A 19,941-nucleotide genomic window follows, 5' to 3' on the forward strand; every position below is an offset into this window, starting at 1 on the left:
ATGGCCATCTCGCGATGGCCCTGCAGTAAAAAAACCGCGGCACTCGTTATGAGTTTCTGCGGTTTTTTGCTTTAGCTCTGGCAGTGTAGTAACTGATGCAAGTGCCGGATGCAATAATCGGCAGCCGGGTGCTGATGGTGGTGCGCTCGCAGCCAGACCGTGCTCATGCCCAGTTTTTTTGCACTGAGCAGATTGTCGATGCTGTCTTCCACCATCACGCATTCAGTGGCCAAAAGTCCAAATTGCCGCAGCATTTGACGAAACGCCGCCAGATGCGGTTTGGGTTGCAATTTCACGGTATCAATGGCCGCAATGCCCGCAAAATGATCGGCAATGCCCAGGATATCGAGCATCATCTCGGCATATGACAAAGGGCCGTTGGTGAACAGGTATTTTTTCCCGGCCAGTCTGGCCAGCGTGGATTTTAGACGTGGCATCGGGTGTAGTTCTTGTCGCAACGTCGGCAGTGGATGGCAGGCAGACAGAAAATGATGCGGGTTCAGGTGTTTGTGATGCTTGCGCAAGCCCAGCAGTGTGGCGCCGTAGCGTTGCCAGTACTCAAGCCTGAGCTGGTTGGCTTGCGCCGGGCTGATTTCTAGCTGGGTCGTTAGCCATTGCGTCATTGCCGCATCAATGACCGGGAAGGCGTGCCGGTCGGCATGGTGTAGCGTATTGTCGAGGTCAAAAATCCAGGTTCTGGGCATGAAAAAGGCCGGAAACAATGTCCGGCCTATTGTAGCTGATTTGCCTAGGCCCCCTAGTGGGCAATACGCTGATCGTAAATATAGTGCGCCATCTGATCGATAGTGAATTCCTGATCGGCAATTTTCTCTCTGACCAGATCGCCAATCGACAAAATACCGACGACTTTTTCACCATCCATCACCGGCAGGTGGCGAATGCGTTTTTCGGTCATCAAGCCCAGACAATCATCAACCGAAGCATTGGGCGGCACACACAGCAATTTGTGCGTCATGATTTCAGAGATTGGTGTACCTGCGGAAGTTTTCCCCATCAATACCACTTTGCGGGCGTAATCACGTTCGGAAAAAATGCCAGTCAGGGTCTCTCCATCCATCACCAGAATGGCGCCGATATTGTGATCCGCCATAATCTGTAATGCCTGATAAACCGTTGAATTGGGTGAAACGGAGATAATGCGTTGTTCGGCTTTGTCACCCAGTAATTGGCGTGCTGTTTTCATCGGTGGACTCCCGGCTGGTATGGGTATTACCAATGTAGTTGGCTTGAGGCAATAGGCAAGAAAAAGGGCCGCGCTGGCGACCCCTTTTTTCTTAATGCACTGATTTGTTGGGCTCAGGGATTAAATAGGTGGACAAAAGTTTTCACGCAAGGCACTGAGCCGAAGACAGTACAAGTAGTACGGCAAGGCGAAGTAACGATGCGTGAGAACTTTTGGTTTAGCACTTATTTGGCACGAATCATTGTGCCCACGCCTTGCTCGGTCAGCACTTCAAGCAACAGCGCGTGTTTGACGCGACCATCGATGATATGAACCGAGTTGACCCCCGATTTGGCTGCATCGAGTGCCGAGCCGATTTTGGGCAACATGCCACCCGAAATCGTGCCATCAGCAAACAATTCATCAATACGGCGTGCGGTCAGTTTGGTCAGCAGCGTGCCTTCCTTGTCCAGCACGCCGGGCGTGTTGGTCATCAGAATCAGTTTTTCGGCTTTCAATACTTCGGCCAGCTTGCCCGCGACCAGGTCGGCATTGATATTGAGACTTTCACCGCTGGCATCAACGCCAATCGGTGCAATAACCGGAATAAAGTCGGCCGCATCCAGATGCATCACAATCGCCGGGTCGATTTTTTCAATCTCGCCCACCTGACCGATGTCGACGGTTTCGTCGCCCGAATCGTCCTTGAGCATCATTTTGCGCGCGCGGATAAAGTGGCTGTCCTGACCAGTCAAACCGACTGCCTTGCCGCCGTGTTTGTTGATCAGCGACACGATTTCTTTGTTCACATGGCCGCCAAGAACCATCTCAACAACGTCCATTGTTTCGGCGTCGGTGACGCGCATACCCTGGATAAATTCGCCTTTTTTGCCGATCCGATCGAGCAGGTCATTGATTTGCGGGCCGCCGCCGTGCACGACAACCGGGTTCATGCCGACCAGTTTGAGCAAGACCACATCCGAGGCAAAGCCGTCTTTCAACTCTTCGTCGATCATTGCGTTGCCGCCGTATTTGATCACGATAGTTTTATCAAAAAAACGCTGAATATACGGCAGCGCTTCAGACAGGATTTCGGCTTTGGTTTGGGCGGTAATATCGCTCATGGCTGGCTCCGGCGGGCAGGTTGATTTGTGCGGCGATTGTACCGCATCTGTCTGTGAAATATCTGCCACTTCAATGCCTGTGGCGGCCATTTTCTGCGCTGCTGAGTTTGCTTAATTTGGGATTGACGTTGTCATGCCTTTGGTTTGATAATAAATGAACGTTCATTTATTTATTTGGCGGCATTATGAATTGCCCTATCAAACGCTGGACCCGCCGCAAAGAAGCCCGTCCGGAGGAAATCCTGCACGCGGCCTTGGCGCTGTTTGTCGAGAAAGGTTATGCAGCAACCAAGATCGAAGACATTGCCCGCGCCGCAGGCGTCACGCGTGGCACGCCTTATCTGTACTTTGCCAATAAGGAAGAGATTTTCAAGGCCGTGATTCGTGAGCTGTTGCTGCCCAAATTGCCGCTGGCGGGTGAAATGGTCGATTTATGGCCGGGCAGCGCGCGCGATCTGTTGCGGCAGGTGTTTTTTACCTGGTGGGAAGTGATGGGTGCTACCCAGCTGTCGGCGCTGCCCAAGCTGATGATTGCCGAGGCGGGCAATTTTCCCGATGTACTCAAGCTTTATCACGATGAATTTATTGTGCCTGGTGATGCGCTCATACGCCGGGTGCTTGAGCTGGGTGTGCAGCGCGGCGAGTTTGTTATTAAAGATATTGATTACGCATTGCACATTCTGTCTGCGCCGATTGTGATGGCCATGTTGTGGCAACACTCGGTCTGTCGCTGCATCCCGGAGCCGATCGAGCCGGGACGCTACCTCGATACCACGCTGGATATTTTATTAAACGGACTTTTGTTGCGGGATAATTAAACATGGCACGGATTCAAAATGCAGTGATGATCAGCGCGCTTCTGGCGCTGGGTTTAGCGGCTTGCCACAAACCGGCCGAGCCAGTGGCCGATATCCGGCCGGTACGCACCATGACGGTGGGTGCGATCAACGATCAACCGATTGGTGAGGTGTATAGCGGCGAAGTGCGTGCCAGACATACTGTGCCGATGGGTTTCCGGATCGGTGGCAAACTCAGTAGCCGCCCGGTGAGCGTCGGCGATGTCATCAGCAAGGGGCAAACCCTGGCCAGCCTTGATCCGGGCGATGTGCGCCTGTCGGCTAATGCGGCCCGTGCGCAGTTTGAATCGGCCAAGGCGCAGCTGGCGCAGGCCGAACTCGATTTTCAGCGCGGCAAGGAATTACTGGCGCAAAAATTCATTAGCCAGGCCGAAGTTGATAAACGATTTACGCTGCTGACCGCGGCAAGGCAGCAGCACGAGCAAGCCAGATCGCAGGCGCAGCTGGCACAGAACCAGAGTAATTACGCCGTGCTGGTGGCCGATGTGTCCGGCGTGGTGATTGCCACGCTGGCCGAACCCGGCTCGGTGGTAGCGGCAGGCCAGCCGGTGCTGCAGCTGGCTAAAGATGGCGAGCGCGAAGCGGTGATTGATGTGCCCGAAAGCAAGGTCAAGGCGTGGCGGGAAGGGCAGAAAGTCAAAGTGTCATTGTGGGCCGGTGAGCAAGCCGAGTTTGAAGGCACGATTCGCGAAGTGGCGCCTGCTGCCGACAGCCTGACGCGTACTTACCGGGTCAAGGTGACATTGCCTGCCTCCAATAATATCAAGATGGGTATGACGCTGCAGGTCTTTCATCAGAAGGTGTCTGGCGATATACCTGCCGGATATTCTTTGCCACTGCCGGCGCTGTTTGGCAAGGATCAGGCGCAGCGCGTCTGGCTGGTCAGCAATATCAAGTCTGGTCAGGGCGTGGTTAAAAGCCAGCCGGTGAATGTGGTCGGTGTGGCCGGAAATACGGTGAAAGTCAGCGGCGTGCAGCCGGGACAGGTGGTGGTGACCGCAGGTGCCAATCTGCTGCGCGAAGGCCAGCCAGTGCGTGTGCTTGCAGGAGCCAGCCATGACTAAGCGCCGTGAATCATTCAATTTGTCCGCTTGGGCGCTCACGCACCAATCGCTGATTTTGTACTTGATGGCTGTTTTGTCGCTGGCGGGAATTCTGGCCTATACCCAGCTGGGGCAAAAGGAAGACCCCGAATTTACCTTCAAAGCCATGGTAGTGCGCGCATTCTGGCCGGGTGCGTCGGCGTCCGAAGTCGAGCAGCAGGTCACCGACAAGCTCGAAGAAGCCGTTCAGGGTATTGGTTACATTGATTACACTAAAAGCTATTCGCGCGCCGGTGAATCGCTGATCACCATCATGCTGTACGAGCATGTGCGCGCCAAAGAAGTGAATGACGCGTGGTATCAGGTGCGCAAACGGATTAACGATGCCAAAGGCAAATTGCCACAAGGCGTTGCCGGACCGTTTTTTAATGATGAATTTGGCGAAACCTACGGCAGCCTGTACGCCTTTACCGCCGATGGTTTCACCGCCGCCGAGCTGAAAAAATACGTCGAACGCGTGCGTACCGAGCTGCTGCGCATCAAAGACATCAACAAGGTCACGCTGATCGGTACGCAGGATGAAAAAATCTACGTGCAATACAGCAGTGCCAAGCTGGCCACGATGGGCGTTACGCCATTTCAGATCAATCAGGTGCTGGCCGCGACCAATACGGTGAGCCCGGCGGGCGTGGTTGAAGGCCAGGACGAGCGTGTGTTCTTGCGCGTTTCGGGTGGTTTTGATGCGATTGAAACGATCAAAAACACGCCGGTGACGATGAATGATCGCACCTTCCGCGTTGGTGATGTGGCGCAAGTATTCCGCGCCAATATCAATCCGGCCACCACCAAAATGCGCTTTGCCTTGCAAGGCCAGACGAGTCAGGACGCGATTGGTCTGGGCATTTCAATGAAGCAGGGCGGCAATGTGCTGGAGATGGGCAAGCAGATCGACACTACGCTCAATAAAATGCGCAGCGATCTGCCGGTGGGCATCGAGTTTCATGCAGTGTCTGATCAGCCGGCAGTGGTCAAAAACGCGGTGCACATCTTTATGAAATCGCTGCTCGAAGCGGTGGTGATCGTGCTGGCAGTGAGCTTTTTGTCGCTGGGCTGGCGCACCGGCATTGTGGTTGCGCTGTCGATCCCGCTGGTGCTGGCGCTGACTTTCCTGTTTATGAAAGTATTCAACCTGGAATTGCAGCGCATCTCACTCGGTGCGCTGGTGATTGCGCTCGGGCTCTTGGTCGATGATGCAATCATTGCGGTCGAGATGATGGCGCTGAAACTCGAAGAAGGCTGGGATAAATTCCGCGCCGCTACCTTCGCCTACACCTCAACAGCGTTTCCAATGCTGACCGGTACTTTGATTACTGCGGCGGGGTTTCTGCCTGTAGGCCTTGCCAAATCTAATGCTGGTGAATATACCTTCTCTATTTTTGCCGTGGTGGGCTTGGCGCTGATCTTGTCGTGGGTGGTGGCGGTGTTGTTTACACCGTATATGGGCTACCACTTGTTACCGGAAAATCTGAAGCCGCATGGCTCGCATGATGCCCACGGCGGCAAGTTTTATACCGGCTTTCGCCGCGCCGTGACCTGGTGCATTACCTATCGCAAAACAACGATTGCGCTGACTGGCGGTGCGTTTGTATTGTCGGTCTTGCTGTTTGCGATTGCGGTGCCCAAGCAGTTTTTCCCGGCCTCCAGCCGCCCCGAGCTGATGGTCGATTTGTGGCTGCCGTACACCGCGTCGTTTGATGCGACCGAGCGCGAAGTCAAAAAAATCGAAGCAATTATGCTCAAAGACCCCGATGTGGTATCGGTCAGCAGCTATATCGGCGTCGGCTCGCCGCGTTACTACATGCCGCTCGATGAGCAAATGCCGAATTTAAACTTTGGCCAGCTCACGGTAATGACCAAGGACGAGCATGTGCGCGAAGACGTGCTCAAGCGCATCAAAACGTTATTTGCCAATGACTTTGCCAGCGTTCGTGGTCGTGTGACGCGGCTGGAAAACGGCCCGCCGGTTGGCTATCCGGTGCAGTTCCGCATTATCGGTGAAGACCAGAAGAAATTGAAAGAGATTGCCGAGCTGGTGGCAACTGAAATGCGCGCGCATCCGAATTTGCGTCAGGTGCATACCGATTGGGGCGAAAAGGTCAAAGTGGTGCGCCTCAATATCGATCAGGATAAATTGCGTCAGCTGGGCTTAACCAGCCAGCAGCTCTCGCAAACCTTGCAAATGGCCGTATCGGGTGTCACGGCCACGCAATTGCGCGAAGATAATTTGCTGATCGACGTGGTGAGCCGACTGGAAGATGGCGAGCGCACCCAGCTCGATTTTCTGGAAAATCTGCCGATTGCCTTACCCAATGGCCGTAGTGTTCCGCTGGCGCAAATCGCCAAGCTATCGATTGAAAACGAGGAAAGCATCATCTGGCGGCGTAATCGCGTACCGGCGCTGACCGTGCGTGCCGACGTGAGCGGCGCACAAGCGCCCGATGTGTCGATGGCGCTGTTGCCCAAGATGAAAGAAATCGAAGCCAAATTGCCATTGGGCTATCACATTGAAGCAGGCGGCACGCTGGAAGCCTCCAAAATCAGTCAGGATTCGATTGCCGCTGTGATGCCCTTGATGCTGATCGTGGTGATGACCTTGCTCATGCTGCAATTGCAAAGTATTCAGCGTATGTTGATGGTCTTGTTGACTGCGCCGCTGGGCATGATCGGCGTGACGCTGGCGCTATTGCTGTTTCAAGCGCCATTTGGCTTTGTGGCGACGCTGGGCGTGATTGCCTTGTCGGGCATGATTATGCGTAATTCGGTGATTCTGATGGATCAGATCGAGCAGGATATTGCAGCGGGTGCTGCGCCGTGGAACGCGGTGATTGATTCGGCGGTGCGCCGTTTCCGGCCGATTATGCTCACTGCACTGGCGGCGATTCTGGCGATGATTCCGCTGACGCGCGATACGTTCTGGGGGCCGATGGCGATTGCGATTATGGGTGGGCTGTTTGTCGCCACCGTTTTGACGCTGCTGTTTTTGCCCGCTTTGTATGCAGCGTGGTTCCGTTTGAAACCGGCTTGACCGACAAAACGACATTTGGCGCGGTCAACGCAATAACGCGTGGCCGCGTTGAAGTAGATGGTCGCTCAGTGTTAAGTCAAAAGCTTTCCAGCTGCGCCACTGTCGTCATGCCGTACTATTTCGTACTGTTTGCAACTCAGTGCCTTGCTGGAAAACTTTGGTACGGTGATTTATTGCTCGCCCTCCCAGAAAGCAGATCACGGCAATTAAAATAGGTAAACAAATCATGAAATTGAAATCGAGTTTAATCGCATTGAGTTTATTGGGCCTGAGTCAGGGCGTCTGGGCGACTGATTTGCTGCAAGCCTGGCAGGCTGCTGCGACTTTTGATGCGCAAATTTCTGCGGCTAGAAATGCCCAGATCGCCGGGCAGGAAAAAGCCACTCAAGGGCAAGCCTTGTTATTACCCAAAATTACCCTGAGCGGTAATACTGCTTATTCGCAAACCGATTACCACCCGGGGCGCGGGCCATTAACTGATACATCGGCCAATGGTCAAACCTACGGCTATTCACTCTCTGCCGCACAGCCCATTTATCGCGCCGAAGCATTTGCTGCCGCAGATCAATTGAAAAAACAAACCGATCTGGCCAATGTGCAATTTCGGCAAGCCGAGCAGGATTTAATTCTGCGGGTAGCGAAAACCTATTTCGAATTATTAGCCGCGCAGGAAAAAGTGCAGCTGGTGCAGGCACAAAAGCAGGCCGTTGGTGAGCAATTGGCTTTTGCGAAAAAGTCATTTGAAGTGGGCGTCGCCACGATTACCGATACCGACGAAGCACAAGCCAGTTACGACAGTATTCTGGCGGCAGAAATTGTGGCGCAAAATGATCTGGCAGTAAAAAGCAGCGCTTTTAGTCTGCTCACGGGTTTAAATGACAGCCAATTGGCCACCATCGGTGATCGCGTGCAGCCGCAACCACCTGTTCCTAACGATTTGGCTAGCTGGTTGCAAAAAGCGCAAAACAGCAGCCTGAGCAATACTGGCCAGCAATTGGCGCTGGATATTGCCAGCCGTGAAATTGATAAATACAAAGCCGTGAGCGCACCAACGCTTGATCTGGTGGCCAGTTATGGCAATGACTGGACGGGCAGCGGATTATCTCGTTCTGGTGGCACCGATCAGACTTCATCGGGAGCAATCAAATTGCAATTATCCATTCCGATCTATACCGGTGGCGACCGTTCTTCTAAATTGCGCGAAGCTGCGGCCAAAAAAGCCCAGCAAAGCGATACGGTAGAAGCGACCCGCCGCGATGTCGAGCAGGCGACCAAACAGGCTTTTCTGGGCGTTAATGCGGGTGCAGCACAAATCCGTGCCTTGCAGCAGGTTTTAAAATCGAGTGAAAGTTTGTTGGCCTCAAGCAAATTGGGCCGCGAAGTGGGCGTAAGAACAACAATTGACGTGCTTAATGCCGAACAGAAATATTATGCAACCCGTTATGATTTGATCGTTGCCCGTTACACCTACCTGTATGCGCGATTACTGCTGGCGGCATCGGCTGGTGAATTGGCAGAAAAAGACTTAATCGCCGTGAATGAATGGTTGCTTAAATAAGTTAATAGAAACATTAATCCTTGAATTATTTAAAAGGCCGCCCCATAATCACTGGGTATAAGTAAAAACACCGCCTATCTAGGAGTTATGCAATGGATTTATCTAACCTCGATTACCAGCAATTGGTTGAACTGCGCGCACAAGTTGACGTTGAACTGGTTCGCCGTAAAGAGCAGGAAAAAGCACGTATTCTGAGCCAATTGCAAAGCGCAGCAGCAGCTAGCGGCTTTACTGTTGCCGAATTGCTCGGCGAAGTGGCTTCAGGCAAAAAAGGCGCGAAAAAGCCAGTTAAAGCGCAATATGCAAATCCAAGCGACGCTAGCCAAACTTGGACTGGCCGTGGTCGCAAGCCACAGTGGGTGCATGATGCACTGGCCAATGGCGCAACACTGGACAGCATCCGCATCTAACGCTACTGCGAGCGTCAATTACTGCGTTAAAAATTGATTCAAAATCCTCATGTACTAAACGTACATTCCGGTTTTTTACCAATTTTTGCCTTGTACTTGGCGCTCTCGCTACGCGTTAGTTCGTTGAAATAATAGCTTGAATTGAAAAACAGGGCAGCTTAGGCTGCCCTGTTTTGTTTTAAGCGTTAATATAAGCAGCTCAAGCCTTAAACCGTAGAAAATCCCATGTCACATCCATTAACCGAAAAACTCAATCCCGAACAAGCTGCCGCAGTGCAATTGCCGGCTACGCATGCGCTGATCCTGGCGGGAGCCGGTAGTGGTAAAACCCGGGTATTAACGACGCGAATTGCCTGGTTATTATCAACCGGCGCTTGTAGCCCCTCCGGTTTAATGGCGGTGACGTTTACTAACAAATCAGCCAAAGAAATGCTATCCCGGATTACCAGTATGTTGCCATTAAATCCACGCGGATTATGGGTGGGTACTTTTCACGGTTTATGTAATCGTATGCTGCGTTTACATCATCGTGATGCCGGTTTGCCCGAGGCTTTTGCCATTCTGGATACGCAGGAGCAATTGGCGGCGATTAAGCGGGTATTGAAATTGCTCAATCTGGACGATGACAAATACCCGCCGCGGACGGTGCAGCAATATATTAATGGCCACAAAGAAAATGGCCGCCGTGCTGGTGATGTGGATGCGTGGGATGATTATTCGCGGCATTTGCGCATTGCCTACGAAGAATATGAAAAACAGTGCAATCGCGAAGGCGTGGCCGATTTTTCCGAATTACTGCTGCGCTGCTACGAATTACTGAGCCATAACGCGGCCATTCGGGCGCATTACCAGCAGCGTTTTGTGCACATTCTGGTCGATGAATTTCAGGACACCAACCGCTTGCAATACGCCTGGCTCAAATTACTCGCCGGTGATTCCGGGGCGATTTTTGCTGTCGGCGATGATGACCAATCGATTTATGCCTTCCGTGGTGCCAATGTTGGCAATATGCAGGATTTTCAGCGCGATTACGCCGTTAAGCATGTGATCCGGCTGGAGCAGAATTACCGCAGTCACGGCAATATTCTGGACGCGGCCAATGCAGTGATTGCCAATAATACGCAGCGATTGGGTAAGCAGCTCTGGACCGATGCGAGCAGTGGCGAACCCATCCGCGTGTTTGAAGGTGCTTCCGATTTTGAAGAAGCCAATTTTATCGTTGAAGAAGCGCAAACGCTGATCCGCGAAGGCATGCCTGCGTCCGACGTCGCAATTTTGTACCGCAGCAATGCGCAATCACGGATTATCGAACACGCGCTGTTTTCTGCCGCCGTACCTTACCGTGTTTATGGCGGCCTGCGCTTTTTCGAGCGCCAGGAAATCAAGCACGCGCTGGCTTATTTACGCTTAATTGCCAATCCGTCCGACGACAATGCCTTGTTGCGCGTGATTAATTTCCCGACCCGTGGCATTGGCGCGCGTTCAATCGAAAGTATTCAGGAAAAAGCGCGGCTTGAAGGCTCAACGCTGTGGCAAGCCGCCTGCGGAGTAGGTGGGCGCAGCGCAGCGTCGATTGGCAAATTTGTGCATATGATTGAAGCGATGCGCAATCAGGCCGATGGTCTGCCAATGACTGAAATCGTTGACATGATGCTCGATCTATCAGGCCTGCTCGAGCATTATAAAAATGAAAAAGACGGCGAAGAACGCGTTGCCAATCTGGAAGAGCTGATCAACGCCGCCGCGACGTTTAGCGTTGAAGAAGATCAAAATCCGCTGATTGCTTTTCTGTCGCACGCCAGCCTTGAGGCTGGCGATCATCAAGCCGGGGCGCACGAAGAAGCCTTGCAATTGATGACGGTGCACGCCGCCAAAGGGTTGGAATTTAAAGCCGTGTTTCTAACCGGGCTCGAAGAAGGCTTATTTCCGCACGACAATAGCATTGGTGATGCCCAAGGGCTGGAGGAGGAGCGCCGCCTGATGTATGTCGCCATCACGCGCGCGCGCGAACGGCTGTATCTGACTTTGGCGCAAAGCCGCATGTTGCATGGCCAGACGCGTTATGGTGTGGCCAGCCGTTTTCTGGAGGAAATCCCGCAGCCGCTGCTCAAATTTCTGAATCGCGGCTACGCGCCCAGTGGTTACAGCTCTGCGGGCAGCTATAGTGCAGGAACATCCTACGCAGCTCCGGCGCAGAAAGTGGCCAAATCAACGCCCGAACATGGCTTGAGCATCGGCACCCAGGTCGAACATCACAAATTCGGTCGCGGCGTGGTGACCGACCATGAGGGCGGCGCCAGCGGCAATGTGCAGGTTAATTTCGCCCAGCATGGCAGCAAATGGCTGGCGGTGGCCTATGCCAAGCTTACCGTGATCTAGGGGTATTGCCATGCAGGTCAATATGGGTAATTTCTGCAGGCAATTACATAGCTGGGGTATTTAATGGCTTCAAAAGTGCGTGCCTATTCCTTTGTTGATCGTGCTCCGGTAGAAACCCAAGAGCCGGCCATCAATGTGAACGATCTGTCGCAATTTAAAATACTGGTGATCGAGCATGTCGCCGAAATGCGCGCGACCATGGGCATGACGCTGAACCAGTTTGGCGCGCAATCGGTGGTGTACGCCAACCGTAGCGCCGAGGCCATTGCCATGCTGCGGCGCACCGCCTACGACATTGTGCTGTGTGCTTATGATCTGGGTACCGGCTTTGATGGTTTGTACCTGTTTGAAGAAGCCCGCCGCCACGCCCTGCTCAAAGCCAGCTGCGTGTTTATCATGCTCACCGGTGAGCGCCAGTCCACCAAAGTGATCGGCGCAGCCGAGCTGGCACCGGACGCGATTGTGCTCAAGCCGTTTACCGGCGAGACTTTATACGAGCGCATTGTGCGCGCGCTGCGCAAAAAGCAGCGTTTCAAACCGATTGACGACGCCAGCATTGCGCATGATTTTCTGCGCGCCATTTCGCTGTGCAATTTTGAAATCGAGCAAGGCGGCGACGACGCGCTTGATTTTATGCGGATGAAAATCCACCTGATGCTGCGGGTAGCCGATTGGGCCGGAACGCGCGATATGTGCCGTGGCCTGCTTGCCAAAGCCGATCTGGCCTGGGCCAAAATGGCGCTGGGCAAGGCGCAGTTTCATTTGCGCGAGTACGACGAAGCGCAGCTGATTTTCCAGCAGGTAATGAACGAGCACGAACTGGTACTCGAAGCCTATGACTGGCTGGCGCGCACGCAGCAGGCGCAGCACCAGATCAACGCGGCCAAGCTCACGCTAAGCCGTGCGGTGGAAAAATCGCCCTTTGTGGTCAACCGGATGCGCGAGCTGGGCGAAGTGGCCATGATCGCCGGTGATTTGCCGCTGGCTGAGCAATCGCTGACCGAAACCGTGCGCCTAGCGCGCTTTTCTTTCTGGCCGCAGGTGAGCGATTACAGCCAGCTCACCGAGGTGCAGCTCGCGCGCGGCGATGTGGCCGCTGCGCGCAAAACCACCGAGCATTTGCGCAAGGATTTTCGCAGCAGCAACGATAAAATCATGGCCGACGTGCTGGACATCGACATCACGCTGAAAATGGGCGACAAAGCCAAGGCGCGCCAGCAGCTGGACGCGGTCTTGCAAGGGGTTAAAGCCATCACCGAAGCGCCCGGCGCAGCGCTGGGCCTGGCGCTGGCCAAAAGCTGTCTGGCGCAAAACCGCCATGACGAAGCGCTGCAGCTGACGCGGCAAGTGCTGAAAAACCGCCATGACGACCCGCAGCTGGCTGCCCGCGTGACGCGCATCTACAAGGAGCAGGGGCGCGAGGAAGAAGCGCTCTCGCTGATTGAAACCACCGCTGCCGATATTGTTGAAATGAATAATGAAGCCGTGCGGCTGGCCAAAAGCGGCGATCTGCACGCCGCCGCCGAGCGCTTTTTGCAGGCCGCCAAAGACATGCCGTCCAATCTGCAGGTCTTGCTCAATACGATCAATGCCTTGCTCGCTTATGTGAATCAGAATGGCTGGCACGCCAGCTATATGCAGCGTGCCCACGAGTTACTGGCCAAGGTAAACAGCATTGATCCGGCCAATGGCAAGGCCTTGCAAATGGCCGAGATCTATCGCAAAACCCAGCGGCGCTTTGGGGTGAAAGCCTGATTGACCGGCTTCACCGCCTTCACCTTCCGATCGACGTGTTGTTGATCACTTAAGGCATAAGTATCTACACAAGTTTTTCGCATGAGTTCCCCCCTTCGTCGAAGGGGGGCTAGGGGGGATTTCTGCGCTATTTGAACAATATTAACGGCTGAAATAATGCCAAATCCCCCTTAATCCCCCTTTTACAAAGGGGGAAACAACTGCGCGAGCTCAACTTGCCGTGTTTTAAGTATGTAGTGAAGTTGTGTCGATACTTATGCACTTAAGGCGCACTCAGTGCCTTGTTGATCAAATCGCTCAGCTGCTGATAGCCAAAACTCTGCAAAGGCTGGCCATTCACAAAATATGTCGGCGTTTTATTCACGCCCAGAGTTTGCGCATCGGCGATATCCTGCTGAACGATGGCCGCAATCGCGGGTGATTGCATATCACGTTGCAATTGCGCCATATCCAGACCCAGCTGCGCTAGGATTGGCAAGGCGCGATTCACGTCGGCCTGATGGTTAATCGCCCATTGCGCCTGCGTTGCGAGCAAGGCTTCCAGCGCTTCCCAATACTTGCCCTGTTTACGCGCGGCTTCCAGCGCCATCGCGACCTGATCCGCGCCTTGATGCAGCGGCGCGTAGCGCACCACCAGACGAATCTGCTCCGGGTGTTTGGCCATAATGTCTTTCACAAACGGGTAAAACGCCGCGCACGCTTCGCAAGCCGGGTCGAGAAACTCGACAATCGTCACCTTGGCATTGGTCGCGCCCAGAATCGGCGAATGCATGCGCATCAGCGCGGCCTGATTGCTTTGCACTTGCTCAGCCACCTGCGTGTGCTGTTGCTGCTTGAACATCAGTGTGCCGCCAACAAAAAGCGCGAGCAGGGCGACGGCGGCGGCGATAAAAATCGTTTTCTGTTTCATGGTTTTTCCCGAATCAAGGTAGCAAGGAGTGAAATATTGATCGCTGCAAAAGCGCAGACCGACATCAACGGAATCGTCAGAAAGCCAAACCATTCTGCGCTGACTTCCGAGCACGAAGAGCCTTGGCTACACGGGCTGGCCGACGCCGGAATGATGCCCAGCTGTAACAGCCAGTGATAAATGGCAAAGCCCAGACCCAATAGAGCCAGCGGCAGCGCATAGCGAACGACTTTGGTGTCCAGCGGGAACAGCGCCAGCGGCAGGATAATCGCCAGCGGAAACATAAAGATGCGCTGATACCAGCACAAAGTACACGGCGCAAGCCCCATCACTTCGCCAAAGAAGAGCGCCCCAAGCGTACTGCCCGCGGCGATTAGCCAAGCAAAAAAGATCAAGCACCACGTGCTATTGAGTTCGTTGGAGTGGGGTTGTTGCGGCAAGATAAACCCTTAGCCCAGCGGGCAGCCAAAATAGGATAGACCGTGGATTGTAATTTGGGTTCTGAGAAAAAAAGAGGTAGTTTTACCTATGTCACTGGCGACTGCCGATAGTAGTGGTCTAGTTTTTCGATGGTAAGCTGGTATGAATATATTCAAAGTTCCAATTTGCAACTCCTTCGCAACCAGCCATGAGGTAATTGACTGGAACTTGAATGTGAGGGTGGGTCATTATGTGCATTCTTTCAATGATCTGCGCTTTCAAGTCGGCGTCAAGCCCATCCCACCATGAAATCCGCATTGCATGATTTTCGCAGCATGAAATTACAAAACGCAAAAGTGCATCCTCTAGTTTTTTGCCGTTGGCGACAATATTTGCTAATGATTGAATGAATGGAAAACATGTTTTGTTGCTGGAAACATGCCAGCCGAATCCAAATGCCCATCCGTTCTCCATAGGGGCGGAGAAAAAAGTAATAAGATCTAATCGTTCGGTTAAGACACCAAGATCTTGAAGGATTTTGCCCTCAAAATCGTAGTCTGGATAAAGTACACCTGAAAATTGTAATTGGCAGGGTGATGAGGAGGTGAAACAGATAAATTCGAATTGCTCAAAATCACTATTAAGTATGACTGAATCGAATAGGGATTTATGTCGTTGTAGGTTCGCAAGCGCATTGCTGTGACCCAAATGGCTATGCTTAAGGAAACTGAGTTGGTGTCGGTTAAGATCTGTATGACTTGTCATGTTACTTATGGTGGTAACAGCATTTTCTTTTACAAAGTATTCGCGACACAAACATCTAAAAGCATACAGAGCAATCTGCTCTTTTGTGGGTTCTAGTGGGTATTTGTCAATTGGTTCAAATAGTTGATTGTCGTGCAGCTTGCAGAAACCCAAAAAAGTCGAGGCCTGTTTTATACCAATCTTTTTTAGATCAGGGATACCGTTGTTTTTTCTTAAAACGGCTAATTCGTTATTCAACCGGTATACATGACCATTCTCGGCTATGAGGCTAAGTTGCCCACTTTTTTGAATCGAGTGGGCCTTAATAATTTTATCGCAGCGCTCTCCGTGCGAGTGGTGTAGGCAGCGCCCTCGTTGCATCTGTTTTTGAAACTCTAGGAGATAGTCATAAGCAAAGGGCAACTGCCTGATCCTTATTGAATGAAATTCAAAATCAAGTTTGTAAAAATCTAGTTATTCAGACATAAAAACTAGAGATTGTGCAATTGGGCGGGTTAATGCGGACTCAATCCATCACTCAGCGACATTCGATACGCGCGCCAAGCGGGGAGGGCGGCGATCAGGCATCCGGCCAATAAAGTCAGCCCCATCAATAGCCACTCCGTGGCGCTGGGCGTGGCAATCGCAATGTTTAGGCTATATACCTCATGTAGTATTGGCTTGCAGGCCAATAGCATTGCGTAGAGCAGGGCAATACCTGCTGTAATGCCTGCGCTCACCAATAGTAGTGTCTCGCCCATCACCAAGGCGAAAATCTGCCACGCGCGGGCGCCGACTGAGCGCAGGATCGCCATTTCACGTCGCCGCTCGTTCAAGCCAGTGAGCAGCGCGGTCAGCATGCCCATCAGGCCAATGACCAATACAAAGCCTGACACGACGCTGAGCGCTTGCTCGGCAATCTTCATTAATTGCCACAGCTCGGATAGCGCAACGCCGGGCATAATCGCCATCAGCGATTCATCACTGTATTGATTGACGGCGCGCTGGTAGCCGAAAATCGCCGTGCGCGATTTCAGTCCGACATAAAACGCCGTGATGCTGCTTGGCGGTGGCAGTGTGCGGTCTTGATCGGCCGCCAGCACGCCGGTGCTTGATAACAGCGACGCGCTGCCCGATTCCCAGCCTTCGTGAATCGCGGTCAGTCCGTCGAGCGAGACGTGCACGGTGTCATCCACTGGCGTGCCGGTGGGCGCGAGAATGCCGACGATGGTGAAAGGCTGATCATCGTGTTCACTCATCGCGCCTTCGCCACTGCCGTGGGTGAGGACAATATTTTGCCCTAGGCTGTAGCGCATTTTGGCTGCAACATTGGCGCCGAGTACCGCATCGTGCGTTTTCTCGAAAGGCTTGCCCTGGCTAAATTGCAGCTGGGAGTCTTCGCCATAGCGCAGGTATTTGAAATAATCGCCCGTCGTGCCGAGCACGGCAAAACCGTGATGACTGTCGCCCAGCGACACCGGAATCGTCCATGCCACGCGGCGATCTTTGGCGAGCGCTTGGTAGCTATCCCAGCCGATATTATTGGTCGCGTTGCCGACGCGAAACACGCTGTACAGCAGCAATTGCACCGAGCCAGTACGCGCGCCGACGATCAGATCGGTGCCGCTGACGGTGTTGGCAAAGCTGGATCGTGCCTCGCTGCGCAGGCGCTCGACGCCAACGAGCAATAGCACCGAGAGTGCGACGGTCAGCACCGCCAGCGCCACGGTGAGGCGACGATTGAGCAGGCTGCGCAGTGCAATCTTAAGCATTCTCCATCTCCACGCTGCAGCGATTGAGGCTACTCAGGCTAACGCTGCGATCAAACGCGGCGGCCAGTTGCGGATCGTGGCTGACCATCAGCACGGCGGTGTTGTGCTCATGCGCGCATTCAAACAGCAGCTCGATAAATGCGCTGCGCCGCTCGGCATCGAGCGCCGAGGTGGGTTCGTCGGCAATCAGGATTTCCGGTGCGCCAATCAAGGCGCGGGCCAGCGCCACGCGTTGCTGCTGGCCAACCGAGAGCGCGCTGACGGGCCGTTCGAGATAGGGCGTTAGATCGAGCCGGTCGAGCAGGTGTAGGGCTTGGGCCTTGGTGCTGCCGGAAAAAGCCTGCGCCCGCTCGCGGCGGATTTTGGAAAACTGGCACGACAGCAGCACATTATCGAGCACCGACAAATAGCTCAGCAGATTAAATTGCTGAAACACATAGCCAATGTGATCGGCGCGGAAATGGTCGCGCGCAGCATTTGATAGCGCCGCGAGGTTTTGCCCCAGAATACGAATTTCGCCCCGTTGCGGCAGATGAATGCCGGTGAGCAATGACAGCAGCGTGCTTTTGCCGCTGCCGCTGGGGCCATGCAAAAACAGCCGCTCGCCCGCCGCGAGCGAGAATTGCGGCATATCCAAAGTGGCATGCTTGGCGCCGCGCCAAGTAAATTGCACATCGGCCAGCTCGATTAACACAGCGAAATCCTTGCGCGTGGTGGTAGGCAAATGGCGCGTGCTTTGCAAACGCCGTTTATTTTAGATTCAGGTTTTGACCCGATTTGAGCGTAACTTGCTTTTGGCCTTTGTCGCTGGCGATATTGGCCGTTAGCTTTTTAAAGTTGGGGAAGTTTTTCCACAATGGCAGCGCAATGCTGGCCGGTACGCTGGTGCAGTCAAAGCGATATTCTGCGTCGATATCGCTATGCTCGCCTTTTTTAAAGCTCGGCATATTCACCACCGGGGTGGCAGCTTTGCATTGCGCCGCGGCGTCGGGGGCAAACAGCGCTGCGGCTTGCTTGAGCTGTTCGGTGACTGCTTTGAGCTTGGCTTTTTCGGCCTCGGTTTTGGGCGTGCGCTCAAAACCGAGCAAATTGTCGGCGGGCGATTCCAGTGCGATCAGCAGCGTTTTGCCTTCAATCGCTACATCAATTTGTGCCACGCCATGCACATGCGCGCCATGCGCATGGCTATGCTCTTTGGCAAAGGAAGCGAGGGGTATTGCGATGCAGGCCATTGCAATTAAATTCTTCATAGATATACCTTCGTATGTATATGGTGATTATTTAGCAGCAGATTTTTTGTATTCGCGCACTTCGCTGGCTTGCATTTGATAGCCGACCGCCACATCGCTGGCCCCATCGGCCAGTGCCAGATTGGCTTTGGTCGATTTGATCGTCAGCTTGCCGACGATGGTGACCGGCGCAAACAGTTCGCCCTGTTCATAGCCTTTCGGGTATTGCACGACGATCATCTGGTTGGGCGGTGGCGCCGGGACGTGAATACACGCGCCAATCACCGGCACCAGCAGAAATTCGGTTACTTTTTTGCCACTCTGCTTGAGCGGCAGCAAGTAGCCATCGAGCTGCACTTGCTGATTATTCAGCGCCGGGATCATCTCGCGCGTGCGCTTTTTTTCAAAGGCTTCGATTTCGTTAATCAGCGCCGAGAGCTCGCTGTGATTTTCCTTGATCAGCTTGATGTCGTTGGGCGTGAGTTCGGACGCTTTGAGCTTGCCGTTATCAAGCATGGCTTTGAGTTCGCGCTGCTGCACGGCGCGCATCAGCCGGGTTTTTTCTTCCTGCGTCATTTTATTGATCGTGGCGCGCAGGCTGGCCGAATCAGGCTGCAGGTCTGACCATTTGACCAGTTTGACGTCATTAGCCCAGACATTAAATGCCAGCAATGCACTGGCAATGGCAAATAAAAAACGCAGTGGCACGGTTGCTTCCTTCGCGAGGGATGAGGCGCTATTGTAACCAAGTTGCATTTATCGTGTGTGAAATTGCACGGGTTTGCCGAGAGGACTGTTTGCTGCTTTATTCGAGCTTGGTAATTTGCTGCTGAAAGCGCGCCAGCGAGCCGTCTTTCTGCATTTTCTCCAGCGCCCGGCTGAGTTTTTTGGCGACGGCCTGATGTTTGGGGTCCAACCAGATATGCGTGCCCATGCGGGCAAATTCGTCTTTTTTCAGCGCAGGCGTTGCCGAATGGAATTCGTGATCAACCGGCGTGCCCGAATTGAGCACGCAAACCTGAACCCGGCGGGCTTTGACCATCCGGATGCAGGCAGAAATACTATCGTTTGGGTTCAGATTGGCACGTCCGCCCAATTGAAGTTCGACGGTCACAATGCCGCGTGGATAGGCCACGTCCAGCCCGTACAGATCCGACCATTGCCGGATGTGCTGCTCATACGAGATGGCGTAAAAATACAGCGGGAAATACGAGGGCTCAACGCGGATCAGCTTGGGATAGCGCAGGCCAAATTCGGCGCTGCGGCCCGCATCGCCGTCAAATTTCTGCTCCTGCAATTCCAGCTCGGCGCGGCGGGCTGGGCGGTAGCTGAGGGTGTAGGGAATCTGACTGAGCTCAAACAGCGTCTTGATCAATTGCGCCTGAGCTTTGCCGATGGCTTGCTGCTGATCAACCGGCGTTACCAGATGAATGGTTTGCTCCGCCTGTGCCGTGGCGGTATAGATCAGCATC

18 protein-coding genes are annotated in these 19,941 nt (G+C 53.6%); 7 read left to right on the top strand and 11 right to left on the bottom strand.

Going from position 1 to position 19,941, the window contains the following annotated elements:
• Positions 1-71 precede the first annotated feature (71 nt).
• The 3 genes from ABHF33_RS10455 to argB form a co-directional block, all read right to left on the bottom strand.
• A complete protein-coding gene (locus ABHF33_RS10455; RefSeq protein ID WP_348943914.1) occupies positions 72-704 on the bottom strand; it encodes a pyrimidine 5'-nucleotidase in 633 nt (210 codons plus the stop codon).
• 53 nt (positions 705-757) lie between these two features.
• Entirely contained in the window at positions 758-1,204 is a 447-nt protein-coding gene (locus ABHF33_RS10460) for a CBS domain-containing protein (RefSeq protein WP_348943915.1), read from the bottom strand.
• Between the two features lie 224 nt (positions 1,205-1,428).
• Entirely contained in the window at positions 1,429-2,307 is an 879-nt protein-coding gene (argB, locus tag ABHF33_RS10465; protein WP_157314324.1) for an acetylglutamate kinase, read from the bottom strand.
• A 185-nt stretch (positions 2,308-2,492) separates the two neighbouring features.
• Here argB and ABHF33_RS10470 point away from each other — a divergent pair, with 185 nt between their 5' ends.
• From ABHF33_RS10470 to ABHF33_RS10500, 7 genes are all read left to right on the top strand, one after another.
• Positions 2,493-3,125 carry a TetR/AcrR family transcriptional regulator gene (locus tag ABHF33_RS10470; protein ID WP_348943916.1) on the top strand — a complete coding sequence of 211 codons (633 nt, stop codon included), beginning with the start codon at positions 2,493-2,495 and terminating at the stop codon, positions 3,123-3,125.
• A gap of 2 nt (positions 3,126-3,127) precedes the next feature.
• Positions 3,128-4,228: an efflux RND transporter periplasmic adaptor subunit gene (locus tag ABHF33_RS10475; RefSeq protein WP_348943917.1), complete on the top strand. Its 1,101-nt coding sequence runs from the start codon at positions 3,128-3,130 to the stop codon at positions 4,226-4,228.
• Positions 4,221-7,292, top strand: coding sequence for an efflux RND transporter permease subunit (locus tag ABHF33_RS10480; protein WP_348943918.1), 3,072 nt, complete (start codon positions 4,221-4,223; stop codon positions 7,290-7,292). Before ABHF33_RS10475 ends, ABHF33_RS10480 begins: the two co-directional genes overlap by 8 nt.
• A gap of 226 nt (positions 7,293-7,518) precedes the next feature.
• Positions 7,519-8,850, top strand: a complete 1,332-nt coding sequence (locus ABHF33_RS10485) for a TolC family outer membrane protein (protein WP_348943919.1) — start codon at positions 7,519-7,521, stop codon at positions 8,848-8,850.
• A gap of 92 nt (positions 8,851-8,942) precedes the next feature.
• Positions 8,943-9,260, top strand: coding sequence for an H-NS histone family protein (locus tag ABHF33_RS10490; protein WP_348943920.1), 318 nt, complete (start codon positions 8,943-8,945; stop codon positions 9,258-9,260).
• A 225-nt stretch (positions 9,261-9,485) separates the two neighbouring features.
• The gene (locus ABHF33_RS10495; RefSeq protein WP_348943921.1) at positions 9,486-11,639 is read left to right on the top strand and encodes a UvrD-helicase domain-containing protein; all 2,154 of its coding nucleotides are present in this window, start codon (positions 9,486-9,488) and stop codon (positions 11,637-11,639) included.
• Between the two features lie 63 nt (positions 11,640-11,702).
• Positions 11,703-13,394 carry a response regulator gene (locus tag ABHF33_RS10500; RefSeq protein WP_348943922.1) on the top strand — a complete coding sequence of 564 codons (1,692 nt, stop codon included), beginning with the start codon at positions 11,703-11,705 and terminating at the stop codon, positions 13,392-13,394.
• A gap of 262 nt (positions 13,395-13,656) precedes the next feature.
• On the opposite strand, the gene ABHF33_RS10505 is transcribed toward ABHF33_RS10500, so the two are convergent.
• The 8 genes from ABHF33_RS10505 to ABHF33_RS10540 all read right to left on the bottom strand — a co-directional run bounded on the left by ABHF33_RS10505 (position 13,657) and on the right by ABHF33_RS10540 (position 19,940).
• Complete coding sequence (locus tag ABHF33_RS10505) at positions 13,657-14,304, bottom strand: DsbA family protein (RefSeq protein WP_348943923.1); 648 nt, start codon at positions 14,302-14,304, stop codon at positions 13,657-13,659.
• Positions 14,301-14,744 (bottom strand): disulfide bond formation protein B, encoded by a 444-nt coding sequence (locus ABHF33_RS10510; RefSeq protein ID WP_348943924.1) that lies wholly within the window; start codon positions 14,742-14,744, stop codon positions 14,301-14,303. The genes ABHF33_RS10505 and ABHF33_RS10510 overlap by 4 nt, the downstream gene beginning before the upstream one ends.
• A 118-nt stretch (positions 14,745-14,862) precedes the next feature.
• Entirely contained in the window at positions 14,863-15,891 is a 1,029-nt protein-coding gene (locus tag ABHF33_RS10515) for a hypothetical protein (protein ID WP_348943925.1), read from the bottom strand.
• Positions 15,892-15,983: 92 nt separating this feature from the next.
• The gene (locus ABHF33_RS10520; protein WP_348943926.1) at positions 15,984-17,240 is read right to left on the bottom strand and encodes an ABC transporter permease; all 1,257 of its coding nucleotides are present in this window, start codon (positions 17,238-17,240) and stop codon (positions 15,984-15,986) included.
• On the bottom strand, positions 17,233-17,934 hold the full coding sequence (locus tag ABHF33_RS10525; protein WP_348943927.1) for an ABC transporter ATP-binding protein: 702 nt from the start codon (positions 17,932-17,934) through the stop codon (positions 17,233-17,235). The genes ABHF33_RS10520 and ABHF33_RS10525 overlap by 8 nt, the downstream gene beginning before the upstream one ends.
• Before the next feature lie 55 nt (positions 17,935-17,989).
• Positions 17,990-18,490, bottom strand: a complete 501-nt coding sequence (locus ABHF33_RS10530) for a ZrgA family zinc uptake protein (protein WP_348943928.1) — start codon at positions 18,488-18,490, stop codon at positions 17,990-17,992.
• 27 nt (positions 18,491-18,517) lie between these two features.
• Entirely contained in the window at positions 18,518-19,177 is a 660-nt protein-coding gene (locus ABHF33_RS10535; protein WP_348943929.1) for a DUF3299 domain-containing protein, read from the bottom strand.
• 97 nt (positions 19,178-19,274) lie between these two features.
• Positions 19,275-19,940 carry a hypothetical protein gene (locus ABHF33_RS10540; protein WP_348943930.1) on the bottom strand — a complete coding sequence of 222 codons (666 nt, stop codon included), beginning with the start codon at positions 19,938-19,940 and terminating at the stop codon, positions 19,275-19,277.
• Position 19,941: the final 1 nt, after the last annotated feature.

Source organism: Chitinibacter sp. FCG-7 (genome assembly GCF_040047665.1).
GTDB classification, from domain to species: Bacteria; Pseudomonadota; Gammaproteobacteria; order Burkholderiales; family Chitinibacteraceae; genus Chitinibacter; species Chitinibacter mangrovi.

Bases quoted from the DNA above. Each gene is read 5' to 3' on its own strand.
- ABHF33_RS10480 (WP_348943918.1), top strand. From the start codon at position 4,221: ATGACTAAGCGCCGTGAATCATTCAATTTGTCCGCTTGGGCGCTCACG.
- ABHF33_RS10490 (WP_348943920.1), top strand. From the start codon at position 8,943: ATGGATTTATCTAACCTCGATTACCAGCAATTGGTTGAACTGCGCGCA.
- ABHF33_RS10455 (WP_348943914.1), bottom strand. From the start codon at position 704: ATGCCCAGAACCTGGATTTTTGACCTCGACAATACGCTACACCATGCC.
- ABHF33_RS10520 (WP_348943926.1), bottom strand. From the start codon at position 17,240: ATGCTTAAGATTGCACTGCGCAGCCTGCTCAATCGTCGCCTCACCGTG.
- ABHF33_RS10475 (WP_348943917.1), top strand. From the start codon at position 3,128: ATGGCACGGATTCAAAATGCAGTGATGATCAGCGCGCTTCTGGCGCTG.
- ABHF33_RS10500 (WP_348943922.1), top strand. From the start codon at position 11,703: ATGGCTTCAAAAGTGCGTGCCTATTCCTTTGTTGATCGTGCTCCGGTA.
- argB (WP_157314324.1), bottom strand. From the start codon at position 2,307: ATGAGCGATATTACCGCCCAAACCAAAGCCGAAATCCTGTCTGAAGCG.
- ABHF33_RS10505 (WP_348943923.1), bottom strand. From the start codon at position 14,304: ATGAAACAGAAAACGATTTTTATCGCCGCCGCCGTCGCCCTGCTCGCG.
- ABHF33_RS10530 (WP_348943928.1), bottom strand. From the start codon at position 18,490: ATGAAGAATTTAATTGCAATGGCCTGCATCGCAATACCCCTCGCTTCC.
- ABHF33_RS10495 (WP_348943921.1), top strand. From the start codon at position 9,486: ATGTCACATCCATTAACCGAAAAACTCAATCCCGAACAAGCTGCCGCA.
- ABHF33_RS10470 (WP_348943916.1), top strand. From the start codon at position 2,493: ATGAATTGCCCTATCAAACGCTGGACCCGCCGCAAAGAAGCCCGTCCG.
- ABHF33_RS10540 (WP_348943930.1), bottom strand. From the start codon at position 19,940: ATGCTGATCTATACCGCCACGGCACAGGCGGAGCAAACCATTCATCTG.
- ABHF33_RS10485 (WP_348943919.1), top strand. From the start codon at position 7,519: ATGAAATTGAAATCGAGTTTAATCGCATTGAGTTTATTGGGCCTGAGT.
- ABHF33_RS10460 (WP_348943915.1), bottom strand. From the start codon at position 1,204: ATGAAAACAGCACGCCAATTACTGGGTGACAAAGCCGAACAACGCATT.